Origin of the sequence: Petroclostridium xylanilyticum (genome assembly GCF_002252565.1) — a bacterium.
GTDB lineage: Bacteria > Bacillota > Clostridia > SK-Y3 > SK-Y3 > Petroclostridium > Petroclostridium xylanilyticum.
In genome coordinates, this window is sequence record NZ_NPML01000002.1 from 114,298 (window position 1) to 130,691 (window position 16,394).

Annotated in this window: 19 protein-coding genes and 1 pseudogene; 18 read left to right on the forward strand and 2 right to left on the reverse strand. The window is 39.1% G+C overall.

The genetic code is table 11. The annotated features are described in order from the left end of the window. Nucleotides 1-166 precede the first annotated feature (166 nt). Nucleotides 167-727: a tyrosine-type recombinase/integrase gene (locus CIB29_RS00715; RefSeq protein ID WP_094545781.1), complete on the reverse strand. Its 561-nt coding sequence runs from the start codon at nucleotides 725-727 to the stop codon at nucleotides 167-169. A gap of 658 nt (nucleotides 728-1,385) precedes the next feature. On the opposite strand from CIB29_RS00715, the pseudogene CIB29_RS19720 reads away from it, so the two are divergent. The 17 genes and pseudogenes from CIB29_RS19720 to CIB29_RS00790 all read left to right on the forward strand — a co-directional run. Beyond that, nucleotides 1,386-1,814 (forward strand): annotated as a pseudogene (locus tag CIB29_RS19720) (methyl-accepting chemotaxis protein); the annotation flags it as partial. Nucleotides 1,815-1,829: 15 nt separating this feature from the next. Then, on the forward strand, nucleotides 1,830-2,909 hold the full coding sequence (locus CIB29_RS19725; RefSeq protein WP_479724513.1) for a methyl-accepting chemotaxis protein: 1,080 nt from the start codon (nucleotides 1,830-1,832) through the stop codon (nucleotides 2,907-2,909). Nucleotides 2,910-2,922: 13 nt separating this feature from the next. Further along, nucleotides 2,923-3,462 (forward strand): chemotaxis protein CheW, encoded by a 540-nt coding sequence (locus CIB29_RS00725; RefSeq protein WP_094545784.1) that lies wholly within the window; start codon nucleotides 2,923-2,925, stop codon nucleotides 3,460-3,462. A gap of 18 nt (nucleotides 3,463-3,480) precedes the next feature. Continuing rightward, on the forward strand, nucleotides 3,481-4,512 hold the full coding sequence (locus tag CIB29_RS00730) for a protein-glutamate methylesterase/protein-glutamine glutaminase (RefSeq protein WP_094545786.1): 1,032 nt from the start codon (nucleotides 3,481-3,483) through the stop codon (nucleotides 4,510-4,512). 181 nt (nucleotides 4,513-4,693) lie between these two features. After that, nucleotides 4,694-6,307 carry a chemotaxis protein CheA gene (locus CIB29_RS00735; RefSeq protein ID WP_094545788.1) on the forward strand — a complete coding sequence of 538 codons (1,614 nt, stop codon included), beginning with the start codon at nucleotides 4,694-4,696 and terminating at the stop codon, nucleotides 6,305-6,307. A 14-nt stretch (nucleotides 6,308-6,321) separates the two neighbouring features. Continuing rightward, complete coding sequence (locus CIB29_RS00740) at nucleotides 6,322-7,845, forward strand: HEAT repeat domain-containing protein (protein ID WP_094545790.1); 1,524 nt, start codon at nucleotides 6,322-6,324, stop codon at nucleotides 7,843-7,845. Beyond that, nucleotides 7,823-8,665: a CheR family methyltransferase gene (locus CIB29_RS00745; RefSeq protein WP_094546010.1), complete on the forward strand. Its 843-nt coding sequence runs from the start codon at nucleotides 7,823-7,825 to the stop codon at nucleotides 8,663-8,665. Before CIB29_RS00740 ends, CIB29_RS00745 begins: the two co-directional genes overlap by 23 nt. Before the next feature lie 23 nt (nucleotides 8,666-8,688). Next, nucleotides 8,689-9,045, forward strand: coding sequence for a response regulator (locus tag CIB29_RS00750; protein WP_094545792.1), 357 nt, complete (start codon nucleotides 8,689-8,691; stop codon nucleotides 9,043-9,045). 11 nt (nucleotides 9,046-9,056) lie between these two features. Beyond that, the gene (locus CIB29_RS00755) at nucleotides 9,057-9,956 is read left to right on the forward strand and encodes a chemotaxis protein CheW (RefSeq protein WP_094545794.1); all 900 of its coding nucleotides are present in this window, start codon (nucleotides 9,057-9,059) and stop codon (nucleotides 9,954-9,956) included. A 13-nt stretch (nucleotides 9,957-9,969) separates the two neighbouring features. Next, nucleotides 9,970-10,464, forward strand: coding sequence for a response regulator (locus tag CIB29_RS00760; RefSeq protein ID WP_094545796.1), 495 nt, complete (start codon nucleotides 9,970-9,972; stop codon nucleotides 10,462-10,464). Continuing rightward, nucleotides 10,454-11,626 carry a methyl-accepting chemotaxis protein gene (locus CIB29_RS00765; protein WP_157910164.1) on the forward strand — a complete coding sequence of 391 codons (1,173 nt, stop codon included), beginning with the start codon at nucleotides 10,454-10,456 and terminating at the stop codon, nucleotides 11,624-11,626. The genes CIB29_RS00760 and CIB29_RS00765 overlap by 11 nt, the downstream gene beginning before the upstream one ends. 84 nt (nucleotides 11,627-11,710) lie before the next feature. Further along, nucleotides 11,711-13,054, forward strand: coding sequence for a putative bifunctional diguanylate cyclase/phosphodiesterase (locus CIB29_RS00770; protein WP_094545800.1), 1,344 nt, complete (start codon nucleotides 11,711-11,713; stop codon nucleotides 13,052-13,054). Between the two features lie 245 nt (nucleotides 13,055-13,299). Then, nucleotides 13,300-13,422 (forward strand): hypothetical protein, encoded by a 123-nt coding sequence (locus CIB29_RS19390; RefSeq protein ID WP_278335791.1) that lies wholly within the window; start codon nucleotides 13,300-13,302, stop codon nucleotides 13,420-13,422. Continuing rightward, nucleotides 13,423-13,632 carry a hypothetical protein gene (locus CIB29_RS00775; RefSeq protein ID WP_094545802.1) on the forward strand — a complete coding sequence of 70 codons (210 nt, stop codon included), beginning with the start codon at nucleotides 13,423-13,425 and terminating at the stop codon, nucleotides 13,630-13,632. A gap of 326 nt (nucleotides 13,633-13,958) precedes the next feature. Further along, nucleotides 13,959-14,744 (forward strand): diguanylate cyclase domain-containing protein, encoded by a 786-nt coding sequence (locus tag CIB29_RS19395; protein ID WP_094545804.1) that lies wholly within the window; start codon nucleotides 13,959-13,961, stop codon nucleotides 14,742-14,744. A 28-nt stretch (nucleotides 14,745-14,772) separates the two neighbouring features. Next, nucleotides 14,773-15,204: an EAL domain-containing protein gene (locus tag CIB29_RS19400; protein ID WP_157910166.1), complete on the forward strand. Its 432-nt coding sequence runs from the start codon at nucleotides 14,773-14,775 to the stop codon at nucleotides 15,202-15,204. Between the two features lie 70 nt (nucleotides 15,205-15,274). Further along, entirely contained in the window at nucleotides 15,275-15,469 is a 195-nt protein-coding gene (locus CIB29_RS00790; RefSeq protein ID WP_094545809.1) for a hypothetical protein, read from the forward strand. Nucleotides 15,470-15,588: 119 nt separating this feature from the next. Here the strand turns inward: CIB29_RS00790 and CIB29_RS00795 are convergent, their stop codons facing one another. Then, nucleotides 15,589-15,936, reverse strand: a complete 348-nt coding sequence (locus tag CIB29_RS00795) for a helix-turn-helix domain-containing protein (protein ID WP_094545811.1) — start codon at nucleotides 15,934-15,936, stop codon at nucleotides 15,589-15,591. Nucleotides 15,937-16,266: 330 nt separating this feature from the next. Between CIB29_RS00795 and CIB29_RS19405 the strand changes: the two genes are divergently transcribed. Beyond that, on the forward strand, nucleotides 16,267-16,392 hold the full coding sequence (locus tag CIB29_RS19405; RefSeq protein WP_278335794.1) for a hypothetical protein: 126 nt from the start codon (nucleotides 16,267-16,269) through the stop codon (nucleotides 16,390-16,392). The last annotated feature ends 2 nt before the right edge of the window (nucleotides 16,393-16,394 follow it).

The following is a 16,394-nucleotide window of genomic DNA, read 5'->3' on the forward strand; positions in this document are numbered from 1 at the left end:
ATATAAAACGGTTGATATTAGTATTGTATATAATTCTATTAGTACAATTCCATGCAACAATATTGGTATTTTGTTACTTGCATTATTATTCAACAAAAATATTTATTCGACAAAAAAAAGGTTTTTCCTTCTAAAAAACAAAAAATATTGGCAGTTCTTCTGCTATTCAAAACTGGACAATAGAATATAACTCATCTTTTTGGTCCTGGTTTACTCCTATATAACGAAGGGTGATATATTGGGAACTGTGGTTGAAAGTGTCCATAATAAGTCCGATGTTATATTTGGAAGCTTTATATGTCCAGTAGCCCCAGGTTTTCCGAAGGCTATGCGTCCCAAAATTCTCAATGCCTAAAATATCAGCTGCATCCTTTAATATGCGGTAAGCCTGGACCCTTCCTATGTGGCTGCCTTTTTTACTTGGGAATAGGAAACTGTTATAGTCCAGATGCGTGATCTTCAAATAATCCTGGATGTCTTTACGCAAAGTGCTGTTAAGCTTAATCTTTTTTTCTTTTGCTGTTTTCTTCTCCTTTAAAACAAAATAATCACGGAACTGTCCGTTTTCGTTTAGAATATCCCCGACCCTTACAGAAAGGATGTCACTTATCCTTAACCCTGTATTAAGGCCAAACTTGAATAATAAACCATATTTAGGGTTTTTCCCGTTTAAAAATTGGTACATTTGCTTTATTTTCGTTTTATCCCTTATTGGTTCTACGGTCATAAAAAAATCTCCTCTCGCAATGTATTGTTTTATAAATATTATTATAAAACAATACATTAAAAATACAAGTATATACTCAATATTTTTAAATAGTAACTATAAGATTTACTTAAATAGCGCTATTTATATTAATATTTAGGTAACAAAACACCAATAATGTTACTTTAATCTTTTTAGTAGGAGGGTTAACATGGAGTACGAAAAAATTAAAACAGTCAGGAATCCAAGTTTAAAAACAAGCCAGCAGTTTGTGCCTGCCAAACCAAAAGACGATAAGGGCTTTGAATTCAAGAAACCGTTGAATCTGCCTGAAGTAAATCACCAAATGCAGCAGGACAATAATATGGATTTTGCCAGGAAAAAAGCACAGCGGCAGGAGATACAAAAGAACTCAATTGTTGAAAGGCTTGCTGTAGTGACTGCCCAGACTTCAAGCGCAATCAACCAGTCAATGGCAAACCTGAATGAGTTGCAGGTTGCCGTTCAGGAAATGGCTGCTGCAGCTGAAGAAGCTTCTAATGCAAGCAGCCAGTCTTTGAAAGCTGTCACAAAGATTGAAACCAATTCAAAATTGTTTGAAGAAAAGAGTGTGAATTTATCTTCAGTATTTGGAAAACTGCAGGAACTCATTAATGACGCCAATGATAATATTAGTGCGATGATTAATGCTATAAACCTTGCGGGTAAAGTCAGCAAGGATTCAGTTGAAAATGTTACGCAGCTTGAAAGCCTTGCCGAGAGTATCGGCAAGACAGTGGAAGCTGTAATGGAGGTAGCAGACCAGACCAACCTGCTCGCGTTAAATGCAGCCATAGAAGCTGCAAGGGCAGGCAAATACGGAAGAGGCTTTGCAGTGGTCGCAGATGAAGTAAGGACACTGGCTGAAGTTACAAACAAATCAGCAATTGAGATAAATGATGTGATAAAGCAGATACAGGAGGATGTCAAAACTGTTGCAAACGACATTGCAAAGGCCGGGGAAATGTCCGACAAACAGGTTAAAGATGCGGAAATTGTAACCAAAGAACTGGTTGAAACCAGGAAAGATGTAGCAGAACTCATAAAACTTGTAAATGAAATAGTAGTTTTAGCTAAAGATACTTTGAATGCAGCAACCGAGGTTAAAGGAGGCAGCCAGCAAATCCAGGCCGCAGCGCAGGAGGCTGCATCGGCAACCGAAGAAAGCAACGCATCCCTTATCGAACAATCGAGGGCGTTTAATGAAATATCCAATGCAGCAACTGCTTTGGCAGATATGGCTGAAGAAATCAAGATGGTTTCTGTGACAAAGAGGAATGCGGAAGAGCTGGCAACCGCAGCAATGGAAATATCATCCATGGTTGAGGAGTCAAACAAGGCTGCAGCACAGATTTCCATGGCTCTGGAGCAGATAATGACTGCTGCTGAAGAGCAGTCTGCCGCATGTGAACAGTCCCAGAAGGGAGCGAAACAGGTTGAAGCACAGTCTGCAAATATTGAACAGAAACTTGAGTTCATAAACAAGAAAGTCGATGAACTGCAAGCAAGGCTTGAAAAGAACAAGTCGGAAGTAGAGGCACTTATCAAGGGTATAAACGAAGGGAGTGCCCAGAACAGCAAATCACTGGAAAATGTCAGGGTATTGTCAAAAAGGATGCGGAAAATTGATAAAATCGTTGACTCGATTACCAATGTGACTACAAAGATAGACCTTCTCTCGCTGAACGGCTCGATAGAAGCAGCACGGAGCGGCAAGTATGGTAAAGGATTTGCAGTGGTTGCGGGAGATATAAAACAGTTGGCAGAACAATCAGCGCAAGCAGTTGAGAATATAAAGGACATGATAAAGGATGTGGATGACCAGATTGGCGTAGTTGCCGGCGATGTCCAGGGTGCAGTACAGAAATCGCTCCAGGAAGTGGAAAAAGCTTCGAAAACAACGCAATTGCTTGAAAACATCAAAAACGACATGGGAGATGTGAAAACGGATACAGGTAGACTCCTGTCAATGGCAAAGGAAAATAAGGACTATATCAAAGAGGTTGTGGCTGGAATCACTCAAATTGCCAACGGGGCAGAACAGGCTTCACAGGCAGCCCAGAATGCTTCCACCCAGGCCCAGGAACAGTCAAAAGCGCTTGAACAGATTGCCGTTGCAAACCAGCAGATTGTTTCAATGTCTGAAGAATTAAGGAATTTATAAAGGGGGGTTGGTTATGGCGGAAAAGATGATGGAAGAAAGCAATGCTATGGTGCAGCTTGATGAAGAAGACGAGGAACTCCTTGATGAGACGCAGCTGGTAATATTCAAACTGGGAGACGAAGAATATGGCGTAAATATAATGCAGGTAAAGGAAATTATCAGGATGGCTGCCATAAATAAGGTGCCACAGGTTCCCCAGTTTGTAGAAGGCATAATCAGTTTAAGAGGTGAAATCCTGCCTATAATAGACCTGCGTGAAAAATTCGGGATTCCCAAAAAAGAGAAGGGAAGGTCTACACGGATACTCGTAATAAACCTTGACAGCACCACCATCGGCGGGATTGTGGATGAAGTGACAGAAGTATTGAGGATACAGAACTCTGCCATAAAACCGTCTCCACAAGTTATAAAAGGCATGAATTCCGATTATCTGCTGGGTATTGGCCAGATTGGCGGAAGGATCATCATTTTGCTTGACATGGCACGGATCCTTAATACAAGTGAAGTGATAAGGATAAAGGAAATTGCAGAAGAACTGAATAAAAATGCATAAGCTTAAAGGGGGTTTAGGATGGTAAGGGCCTTAATAGCTGACGATTCATTGTTTATGCGCAGGGCAATCTCACGCATGCTTGCTTCCAGCCAGGAAATTGAAATTGCAGGTTTTGCGGCAAATGGAAAGGAGGCTTTGGAAAAAACAATAGAATTAAAGCCAGATGTTGTTACCATGGATGTCGAAATGCCTGTGATGGATGGCATAGAAGCACTTGGGAAGATTATGGAGATATGCCCTACTCCTGTTGTCATGATCAGCACAATGACAAAAAGGGGGGCAGAGGTTACTTTAAAAGCCCTTTCGATGGGTGCTGTGGATTTTGTGGAGAAACCTTCATCATACTCCAGCGAGCTTGAGGAACAGCGTAAAGCGATTATTTATAAAGTGTTGAATGCCGCAAGGGCTAATGTCAGGGTAAAGCGGACAGAAGGGAATATTTATATACCACCGAAGACAGTGAGGCCAGGTTTCAAAGCTGAAGCAGTTATAATAGGCGTCTCGACAGGCGGACCTAAAACATTGCATGAGATAGTGCCAAAACTACCTTCCAACCTGGGGGTACCTGTGTTTATAGTACAGCATATGCCTGCCTTGTTTACTGGTAATTTTGCTGCAGAACTTGACCGTGTAAGCAATATTAAAGTAAAAGAAGCCCGTGATGGAGAACCGGTTATGCCAAATACTGTATACATCGCACCGGGTGGGAGGCAAATGGAGATATTCAGAACCTTGACGGCGAAAATCGCCGTCAAGGTTACTGATGGGCCGGAAGATGCCCTGTATAAACCATGTGTAGATATTACCGCTTTTTCTGTAGCAGAAACCTATAAAGCTGGTACACTCGGGGTCATGCTTACAGGAATGGGAAATGACGGGGCAAGGGCGTTTGGATATATAAAAAAGTGCGGGGGCATCAACATTGTGGAAGCTGAAAGTACTGCCGTAATTTTCGGCATGCCAAAAGTGGTTTTGGATTCCGGAAATGCGGATTTTGTGCTTCCTTCATTTAAAATTGCGGAAAAAATCAAAGAACTTGCATATGCATAAATGCGGTGCAGGCTTATTTAAAGGGTTCTTGCGGTTTATACATGTCCAACTTTGAAATTAAAAATAATAACGCAGTTGGACTCCTATATCAAGCCAGCCTTGTAGTTAGTGTTAATTTTTAACTTCAAGTTTGGCTGTCTATACTTCAAAGGATAAATAGAAATTGGAAGGAGGATGGGGAATGGAGTACGCACGGATTTTGGAAGATTTGATACAGAAGGGTGTAAGAATTTTCAAGGTAGAACTCCTTCTCGATGCAAAAGCTGAATTTAAAAGCGCAACAGCAGCAAAAATATTGAAAGGATTGAAAGAAAAATACAGCGTCCTTTTCACATTGCCGGACTTAAGCAGTGACGGACTTGATGAAGACAACTGTGAATACCGCTTTTTCCTGGAAGGTGATATCGTGCTGCAAGCATTGAAAGAACTGATGGATGGCCTTGTAACCAATGAATGCGGTATTGATACATACTTTATCCAGGAAGTATTAATGGATGATATTGATGCCGCTGTTGGCATTTATAATCTGGAACAGGTTGGAAATGGTAAGGAAATGGCTCACAATGACAGCGTTGCAGGACAGGAAGAGAATAAGAACACAAAAGCCGATTCGGTAAGGATAGACATAGCCAAACTAAATATATTGAGCAACCTTGCAGCGGAGCTTGTAACCTGCAAAGCGCAGGTGGTGCAAGTCCTGAATATGTTTAAATCCCTCCGGGTTGCAGACAAGGATATTCAGACTGTAATAGATTATTTTGAAAAGGGGACATCCCAGCTCGAACGGATATCTTTTGATTTGCAGGAACAAATAACGCAGCTTAGGATGTTCCCTATAAAGACGGTCTTCAGGAAAATCCCGAGGATTGTCAGGGATTTGGCTGTAAAATGCGGCAAAGAGATAGAACTTGATATCAAAGGCGAGGATACGGAACTGGACAAAACGGTGCTGGAACAGATTTCTGACCCGTTGGTGCATCTTGTAAGGAATTGTGTGGATCATGGCATTGAAGCAGCTGAAGAGAGGACAGTGAATGGCAAGCCTGCAAAGGGAAGGATAACCATCAAAGCATATACCGAAGGGGACATTGTTTATTTAGAGGTGGAAGATGACGGAAGGGGTATCGATGTCGGAAAAATAAAGGAAAAAATCCTTGAAAACCGGCTTGCTTCTAAAGAGGAAATTGAGATGATGGATGAGGGCCAGATAATGGACTATATTTTCAGGCCCGGCTTCTCCACTGCAGAAACTGTAAGTGAAATTTCTGGCAGAGGAGTAGGGATGGATGTTGTCCGCAGGAATATATCCCTTGTAAAAGGGAACATCAAGATTGAGAGCAAAAAAGGTTATGGGACCAAATTCATAATCCAGATACCGCTTACTGTAGCCATTGTCAAGTCCTTGATGGTATTTGCATGCGGAAGGCTTTATTTGGTGCCCATAGACAAGGTAGTTGAGACATTCAAGGTTAAAACATCAAACATCAGGACCGTGAACAACAAGAAAATCGTTAGTTGGAACGGGGAAATCGTTCCTATATTCAGTTTAGGTGAAATGCTTGGTTTGGAAGCAAAATATGATGATGAACACCTGTATACCGTAGTTGTCCAGTATCGTAGTTCTAAAGTTGGAATAATTGTAAACAGGCTGTTGGGGGAACAGGAAGCAGTGGTGAAACCACTGGACAAATACATCGGGATGGTGGAAGGCATCATGGGGGCAACCATCCTTGGCGACGGCAAAGTGGTGCTGATGCTTGAGCCTGTAGGCTTGATTGACAGGATAGCAGGATAGAAGGAGTGTTTTTAGTGGATAAAGAATTATTGTTAAAAAATCTGGAAAGCAATGACTATATTGTACAAAAAGAAGCAATAAGGAAGCTTGTAAACTACAATGAACCCATTGTAATTGACAGGCTGGTCCAAGTGTTATTGAATAACCAGAATAAGATGGTGGAAGATGTTTTATTGGAAAGCCTCAAACAGATGGGAGGAAGTTACCTAATGTCAGCTATGCTGGGACTGCTCGGTCATGGCGAGGCTTACATAAGGAATTTTGCTTTTGAAGTGTTAATGGCAATCGGAGGGCAGGATGTAGAGTTAATTATACAACAGACAGGAAATGAGGACAGGAATGTAAGGAAGTTTATTGTCGATATACTTGGAAGCATAGGTGACAAGCAAGCAGTTGGACCTTTGGTTGAGCGCCTTGAGGATGAAGATGTAAATGTTGTACAGGGTGCTGTTGAAGCGCTGGGCAATATCGGGGACAACAGTGTTGCTGGACTTCTGGTGGAAATGCTGCCCGTCTCCCATCAATGGGTACAATACACAATCCTTGATGTGCTTTCAAGGATAGGAGACAGCATAACCTTTTCCAACATATTAAATATGCCTTGGGAAACAGAAACAGGAATATATGGAGAAATATTCAAAATAATGAGAGATAAGGGCGATGGAGGACATGTTGAAGACTTAATTGGATTATATGAGAGGATTATGCTGCAGCTGCAAATGCAGGTGGTTGATGCAGTGCTTTCGATATCCAGGATGGAAGAAGTTGAATTTATTGCTAATATATTAAATAACAGTGATATCATATACAATTTGAAAAGCACGATAATTTTCGGTGAAGAAACGCAAAAAAACAAGCTGGTCTCTTATATTGCCGGGCTGGAAGCGCCGGCTGCCATAGCAATATTGGGCAGGACGCTGTTTGATGAAACTATGGTATCTGTCTTTAAAGATTCTATAAAAAATTGCACTGTTGTTGACGACTACCATATAAACCTGTTCAAATGCGTAAAGTTTTTTGACAGCTGCACTGCAAAGGATATACTGGCAGATGTGCTGGAAAACGGTTGCGAGCCATATGTCGGGATTTCATTGGACATTTTAAAGCAAAAACACATATACGATCTGTATCCGCAGCTTGTAGGGCTGTTAAAGAAAAAGTGCAGGATTATTGAGACAATCAAGCTGCTTGGCTCATGGCCTGATGATAAATTAGACCTGGACGGAATTTACCATCTGTACGGTGAGTTCAATGATGAGGCCAGGTACTATGTATTAACAGAAATACTTTTGAAATCAGGATATCAGGACCAAAGGGTGGTGGATGCGGTTGGACAACTGCTGGAAAACGCCATGCTTCAAGACAGTATGCTCATAAATGTTATCGGGATTGCTTCTGACATGGGAAGGGAAGAATTTGAGCCTTTACTTGAAAAGTTAATTGCCAGCCCGAATATGGATATATCTATCGCCGCAATTGAAGCTGCAGAAAAGATACGATGGGGGATAAATGGAAATGCTGAAGAAACTGGGCAATGATGAATTTAAGCATATACGGGAATACATATATGAAAAAAGCGGGCTGTATTTTGATGATACAAAAAAAGATTACCTGGAAAAAAGGCTGTTTGTCAGGATGAACCAGCTGAAAGTGCAGTCCTTTATTGAATATTATTATATGCTGAAGGTTGACAAAAACGGTGAATTCAATAAGTTGGCCGAACTCATCACAACAAATGAGACATATTTTTTCAGGAATATCCCGCAGCTTAATACTTTTTCGTATCATATGCTGCCTGAATTGCTGACGCGGAAAGCCAATTCAGGTGATTTCAGGCTGAAAATATGGAGTGCGGGATGTTCAAGCGGAGAAGAACCATATACCATCGCCATCATACTGAAAGAACGGCTCGAGTATATAGAAGACTGGGATATTGACATATATGGGACTGATATAAGCTTAAGGGTGCTGGAACTTGCAAGGGTTGGCGAATATTTCCCGCGGTCCTTGATGGACACGGGGGAGGATATTAAAAAAAAATATTTCAGACACGATGCTTTAAAAAATATGTATACAATTAACCAGGATATTAAGGATATGGTTAGGTTGAAGCATTTAAACCTGTTTGATTCGCACCAGATGGCGTTTTTTAGAAATATAGATGTAATTTTTTGCAGGAATGTGTTGATATATTTTGATGAAGATTCAAGGAAAAGCGTAGTTGAAAGATTTTATGATGCTTTAATGCCAGGGGGGTATATAATACTTGGACACTCTGAAAGCATGTTGAGGATAACCAGGGCGTTTGAAATGTTAAGGATGGGCGATGATATAGCCTATAGGAAACCATTGAAATGAGAGGTTGAGGAGGATGTTGAAAAATGGCAAAAATACTCATTGTGGACGATTCTGACATGATAAAGAAAATTGTTGTGGGCACGCTTGCCAGAGGGGGACACCAGGTTGTGGAGGCGTCAAATGGATTGGAAGCTCTGGAGAGAATAAGCAGCACTCATTGTGACCTGGTCATAACTGACCTGAACATGCCAAAAATGGACGGCATACAGTTTACAAGAGAGTTAAGGAAGATGCCTTCATATAAACGCATGCCTATATTCATATTGACCACCAACCCAGCCGAAGAAGAGAAAGCTTTGGCAGCAGGCGCAAACCTGTATTTAAAGAAGCCAGTATCTTCGGAAAAACTTTTGTCAAGCATTGATAAATATTTGAAATAGAGGTGGTAAAAGTGGAAGAATTCAATTCAAGCGAATACCAGGAAATTAAAAATGATTTTATTGACGAGGCAATGGAACACCTGCAAACCTTGGAGGACGGCCTTTTGATCATCGAACAGGATAGTGGCGATTATGAGCTTTTGAATACTGTTTTCAGGGCGGTACATTCCATTAAAGGTGCGGCTGATTATTTGGAACTGGATAAAATAGTAGCAACAGCCCATGTGATGGAAAATATACTTGATGATTTGCGGAATGGTACAGCTAAAGCAAATAAACAAGTAGTAAATTACCTTTTGAAAGGAGTTGACTTGCTGCAGGGATTGGTACATGAAGTCAAGACGGGCGAAGATAAAAATATTGATTACCAGTCTTTTGTAAACGAAGCGCCAAGTATTGATAATGCAGGAAAGGATTCAGAAACAAAAAATAATTTGTCCACAATAAGGCTAAACACGGATAATCCTGACAGGTATGAAGGAGATGATGAACTAGAACAATCCAACAAATATATCATTTTTAAACTTGCAGACCAGTGCTATGGGGTTAATGTGTCTGAAATAAAGGAGATAGTAAAAATATCCGAAATTACCCCGATACCGTATTTGGATGAAGACATAACCGGATTGATGAATTTAAGAGGGGAAATCATTACCATTGTCGACATGCGGAAAAAACTTACGGCAAACGGAACGAATGACAGTAAAAACAGGATTATCATTTTGAACAGGGAAGACACGCAAGTCGGGTTTATAGTTGACCAGGTTATGGAGGTAATGGAATTATTGCCAGAAGATATAAAGCCTCCCATGGTAGACAGGGACTTTAATGCCGATTATGTGTATGGGGTTGCGGAAACCCAAAAAGCATTTATCATGCTCCTTGATATAAGGAAAATTTTGAATATTTGACATGGTGGGCTTCATGGGTAGAAATACAACTGTTTTGGTTATTGATGATTCGGCAGTATGGCGCAAAATTATAAGGAAAAGGCTCAAGGATTTGGGATTTATCATTGTAGGCGAAGCTGCTGACGGACAGGATGGTGTTGGGAAGTATATTTCTTTGAAACCCGACCTGGTGACAATGGATATTGAAATGCCGACCATGGATGGGTTAGCGGCAACCAAGCGGATACTTGAGATTGACCCCTGCGCCAGGATTATTATCGTAAGCTCAAAAGGTGATGAAAGTACCGTCAGGAAAGCCCTCCTTATCGGTGCAATTGATTTTATCGGCAAGGCGTCTATAAGCAAAGTTTGGGACTCAAAACTGAAAAAATATGTAAAAAAGGCAGGGTATAGTCAGACCTTCAAGAAAATTGCCGGTTATATAAAGGATATAAAGCCAGCTAAATTATTAGCCATGATTGTGTCAAAATACTCTGCAAGAAGGAAGAAGGATGGCTATGGAGACTAAAGTGGCAAAAGTTTTATTTGCAGCGCTGCTTCTTGCGATTGCTATAAATGGTGTAATATGTATTTTTTGGCCTTACAGGGTGTTGCTGGTTGCTTTTTTGCTCCTGCAGGCAGTTGTTGTACTGTTTGTGGCAAAGGAATTTATATATGTATTAAAAAGCTTTGAAACCGTTGAGAAAATATGGCTTGAACTTGGACTCCCAAAAGGGACAGGTTCAGCTGGAAGTCAAGGCCTGAAACTGTTGCTGGAACATATAAGGGAACTGCAAGACTGCAGGAGTGAAATTTTAAGATGTGCCCAACAAAATGTACAGGAAATTGAAATAAAAAAGCATGAGCTTGATGATGGAATTAATAAAATCCAGGGTAAAGCATTGAGGATAGCTGAAAATTCAACAGTGCAGGCAGGCGACATGGAATTATGCTACCAAAAGGCATTGGAGCTGTCAGAAAACATTTCGGATGTTATCGCAAAAACTGACAGCCTTTTTGGGCTTTCTTTAAAAGCACAGGAGCTAAGGGACCAGGGAGTATGCGTTATAGGCAGGTTAATAGAAAAAGAGAAAGATGCGGAAGAATCGTTTAAACAGGTTAGCGAAGCTATTGTTGCTGCCAGAAAAAAGGATATGGAGATTGCTGCTATTATGGAAGATATAGATGATATTGCAAGGAAAACCAACCTTCTAGCCCTAAATGCTGCCATTGAGGCGGCAAGGGCTGGCAATGCTGGAAAAGGCTTTATGGTTGTAGCAGAAGAAGTCAGGAAATTAGCTGCCCAGACAACACAGTTTACAAAAGGTATAAATGGCCTAATATCCAGTATCCAAAAACAATACGAATATGCGGATATGGCTGTACGAGGGGCTATTTCTGTAAATTATGAACAGAGGGACATAGTAGGAAGCACAAAAGATATTTTTGACCAAATTCAAGGCATATTATCATCGTTCATACAAGAAATTGAAACTGTAAAGTCGAGTGGAGAAGAAATGGACAAAAAGAAATGGGAGATATTATCCTTTGTAGAAAAAATAGCGCTTGCATCCCATGAGGGGATAGGTGAGGTTGAGCAGATGAACGAACTTATAAGCTCACTAAAAAATAATATTGAGCTGTTGGACATTTTGGATGGGTGCCAAAGCTTGAACAAAATACCAATATAAGAGAGGCTAACAAATTGAAGAAGAGAGTTTAATATTTTGAGCTTTGATTTAATATCTTTCCAAGGAGAGCGACATACAGAAAAAATGATGAAATTTGAAGAACTATTTGATTTTGCCATACATAATAAAAGCATTTATTATGACCATATTACAGGACTTCCAAACAGGAATTGCTTATACAAACTTTTTAGGAAATTACAGCTAAACAACAAAAAATATGGAATTACAAATTTTGCACTTATGCTTATAGAATTTGAAAATTTAAAATATATAAACGGCATATATACCGGACACAGGTTCATAGATGAATTTTCCAAATTATCTGCTGAAATCTTAAAGGGATGTATCAATGATAAGGGGATAATGTTCAAATTTGATGGGGAGAGTTTTATTATAATTGTCCCTTATGATGAGGTGCAGGAAGAAAAAGCATCTGCACTTGCGGAAAGTATTATAAAAAAATTCAAGAACTATGTTAAGGTAAACTTTTATGAGGTTTCAAGTACAGTATATATAGGAATAGCTTTGTATCCAAAACACTCTGTAGAGCTTGACAAGCTGCTTGAATTGGCAGACATCGCGCTTTATGAAGCAAGGTCTTGCGGAAAAAATACATATAAGTATTATGATAAGGTTTTTTATAAGAATTTTCAAAGAAAGTCAAGAATTATTTCCAATTTAAAAAAAGCTATTGACAATCACGAGCTTTATCTGGAGTACCAACCGCAGCTTGATATAAGGAGCGGACAGATAGTCGGGGTAGAAGCGCTTACAAGATGGAAAAACTACGAACTGGGGAGTGTTCCCCCAAGCGAATTTATTGCGGTTGCCGAAGAAACAGGGTTTATCATTGAGCTAGGGAGATGGCTTATAAAAAACTCTTTTAACAGGTGTTCACAATGGTGCAAAAAAGGGTATCCGCTGATTACCAGTATAAATATATCGGCTGCCCAACTGCAGGACAGTTGTTTATTGAATTTTATTGAGGATATGTTAAAGGAATATGACGTCCTTCCATCGATGATAAAATTTGAAATCACAGAAACACAGATTGTGGAATTAACAGTAAAAAATGCTGATATCATTGAAAAAATTAAGAGATTAGGAATAGGAATAGTATTGGATGATTTTGGAGTAGCCTATTCTTCCCTGAATTATATAACACTTTTCCCTATTGAGGAGATAAAAATAGACAAGTCTTTTATCGATATGATTGGGAAGAATGATAAAGTTCTTATTATTATTGATACAGTCAAGTATTTGGCAGGGAAACTGGGGGTAAAAGTTACTGCTGAAGGGGTTGAGACAGAGGAACAGTTCAGAATGTTAAAAGGTCTATCATGTGATAAAATCCAAGGTTATTATATCAGTAGGCCTTTACCTGCAAAAGGAATTGAGGATTTAATAAAACACAAATCAGTGATTTGAAAATACCCTGCTATATTAAAATTTATAAGAAAAAATGAAAAATTAAGCATAAATAAGCCTATCAAATGCAGTTTGGATTACTCCAAAATAACTGCATTTTTTTTGCTTTTTTTATAAATGAGGATATGATATAATTTATTAGCACTCGCAGTTAATGAGTGCTAATAAGGGTGTTGAGACTTACTCATTGATTTTATAGGTATTGTTACAGTGTACAAAAGTGAAAAATAGAGGAGAAGGTCAAAATGATTCAAAATAATGCCTTTAAACTAAAATCTATATTAAACAAAACAAAAATTACAACCCTTTTAATGACCATGGAGATGTCAGCATGGTCCAAGCCTCTGCTTTTGGCGACCTGGCACTAAATGTCCAAAAAAAATATTGATTCACTGGTAGGGATGAATGCTCAAAAAGCGGAAATTGTAGTTAACAAGGCAAATTCAGTTTTTGCAAGCCAGAAAAAAATGTTTATCCGCATTACATCCATTAAACAGGGCGCGGAAAATTTTATTGTTTCTCAAACGTCTTCTGTAGAAAATACAGTTAAATCTTTTGGGATATACTTGTATCGGTAGACAAAATAGCACCTTTAATGGACGACACATATCACGGCATGGATGGAATTGTAAAATCAAAAAAGAGATTTTAAAACATATTGAGTCTTCAAGTGCTGTTGCACAGGAAAATTCTGCAGTTTTAGAGCAAGTGGCAGCCTCGTCCCAGGAATTGTCTGCTTCTTCGGAGAAGGTGGCATTAACAGCGGAAAACTTGAGCAATATCGCTTTGAACTTGAAAGAAACAGTGGGGAAATTTAATATATGACTCTGCCATGAAAAGGGAAAGATACCTTCCCTTTTCAAATGGAACTTAAACAGAAAGAAGGAAAGGGGAGGTATACACTATGGAATTTATAAACACAGGCGTGTTAAAAAAGCAGGATTGCATTGACTCTCTACCAGAAACACCAGGCCGGGCATATTTATATAAATACATAGCCGAAGAAGCTGTTTCAGCAGTATTATTTATGGGTGTGGATAATTTTAAGTATATCAATGATTGTTACGGGCATAAATTTGGAGATTGCCTGTTAAAGCATATAAGCAGCAGATTGGAGGATGAAGTTGGCAATTACGGGAAAGTATTCAGATTTGGCGGGGATGAGTTTATTGCTGTAGTAAACCATTGCACGGAGAGTGAAATTATAAGTAAAGCCCGACAGGTTATAAAGAAATTTGAAACAACGGCATTTTCCATTGGAGGACAAGAAGTATCGGTAACGATAAGTATAGGTGCATATATTCCAGAAAAAAGGAATGAACCAGCGGAGGATATGATAAGGAAGGCAGATATTGCCTTATTTAAGGCAAAAAGCAATGGGAAAAGCCAATTGGCTTTTTACGATAAGCCTATGGATGACGAAATTAAGAGGAAACTTCTTTTGACTTCTGAAATGAGAAAAAGTATGAATGAGAAGGAATTTTCTGTCCATTATCAGCCGATTTTCGATATAAGCAGGGGGAAAGCAACGGAGGCAGAAGCACTTTTGAGATGGGAAAGCAGGTCTCTCGGGAGTGTTTCTCCTGCTGAATTTGTACCTGTAGCCGAAGAAAATGGTCTGATAAGTGGAATCGGCTATTTTGTGATGGAGAGTGTTTTCAGACAGTTGAAACTATGGGAAAAAGAATAGAAGTTTTATCTCGAAATTTAAGGAATTGGTGCGGAAATTTGATATTGATTATAGGAAAATCAAGTTTGAAATTACCGAAACACAGATATTGACAGACAAAGGAGGAATTGTTAAATTTCTTGGCAGGATGCTGAAAACAGGCCTGGACATTTCCCTTGATGACTTTGGGGTGGGCTTTTCATCAATAAAAAATATGATCCTATTTCCAATTTCAGAAATAAAAATTGATAAAAGCTTTACAGATAAGCTATTGCATGATGAAAAAACCGAAGTGATTGTAGAATCAATTATCCATGCGGCAAAAAAATCGGGGTACAAAGTAACAGCGGAAGGGGTTGAAACCAAAAGACAATTTGAAAAATTAAGGCATATGGGTTGTGATAAAATCCAGGGTTATTACATCAGCAAGCCGATGCCACCGGAAGGTATTGTGGCCTTTGTACGGTCTTTCGGGCTTTAATATGCTATAAAAATGTGGTATTATTTTGTCGAAAAATCTAATGTAATGTATTTATTCAGGGGTGGTTCAGTTGGTTAAAGGAAAATTAGAGGAGGTAATTAATAATTTAGCCAAATTCAAAAACCTATACGATACCGTAAGGGTGGTCGATCCAATAAAAAAGGTCAGCTTTACTACAATACAAGGCGAGACTTATGTTCTGAAGGAAGAAACCTGTTACAGTTTTTGGGAACGGGATATGTCCTGCGACAGGATTTTAGTCTGAAAGTTTTGTTTCCACAGGTTTATTATCGGCGATTCTTAATTTTTTTAGTTCTTTTTGTTCAATCCTGTCCCTTTTAAAATTCAAGACGATTGATAATTATAAAAACTGCCACTTGGCAGCTAATTTGTATAAGGCAGGACTGTTTTAATAAGTTTTATTACCAGTTCCAGTTCTTTTTTGGAGCATTTCTTTAGCAATGCTTCGATTTCAGTTGTATCATGGCTTTCATGGGAATCTTTCCCTAAAACCAGGTAATCCAAAGAAACATGAAGTTTTTCAGAAATTTTCACCAGTACGGGCAGGCTCATCTGCCTTTCTCCCCGTTCCAATTGGCCGAGGTAATAACTGGATATGCCCAAAAGCTCTGCTAACTGGTCCCGTGTAAGTTCAAGGGCTTCCCGCCCCTGCCGTATCCTGTTTCCAATAGATTCGTTATCAAGAATCGTATCTTTTATTTCTTCTTCCACTTCTCATCCACCTCTTCTCCACCTTTTTAAATAATGGTATAGGATATTTTAAGAGGATAGAATGTGCATATTGCTAATAATTAATATTTGCAATATGCCAAATAAAGTAGTAAAATATAATGTGTATTTTATGGAATGTGGTGGAATAAATGGGATAAATATCAACTCTTTTCTGAAGGAGTTGTAAGGTGATGATGTATTATGAACTTTTCCAGACAAGAGAAGGAAGGATTCTCTTGTCTGGATTGTTTGTGCCGGCTATTGTACTTTTCATAATAGACAGAATATGTGAGAAGAAAAGAAGTTAATATAGTTTTACCTCTATAGAACTTGCTGATAAGAATTTGTATGAAGCTAAAAGGAGTGGCAGGAATAGGACTATTGGATGTAAAAATACGGGATAATGCTCCTGCAGTTTTGCACCGACAGGTTCATTTTTCATTATCTGCTGCTTAAAA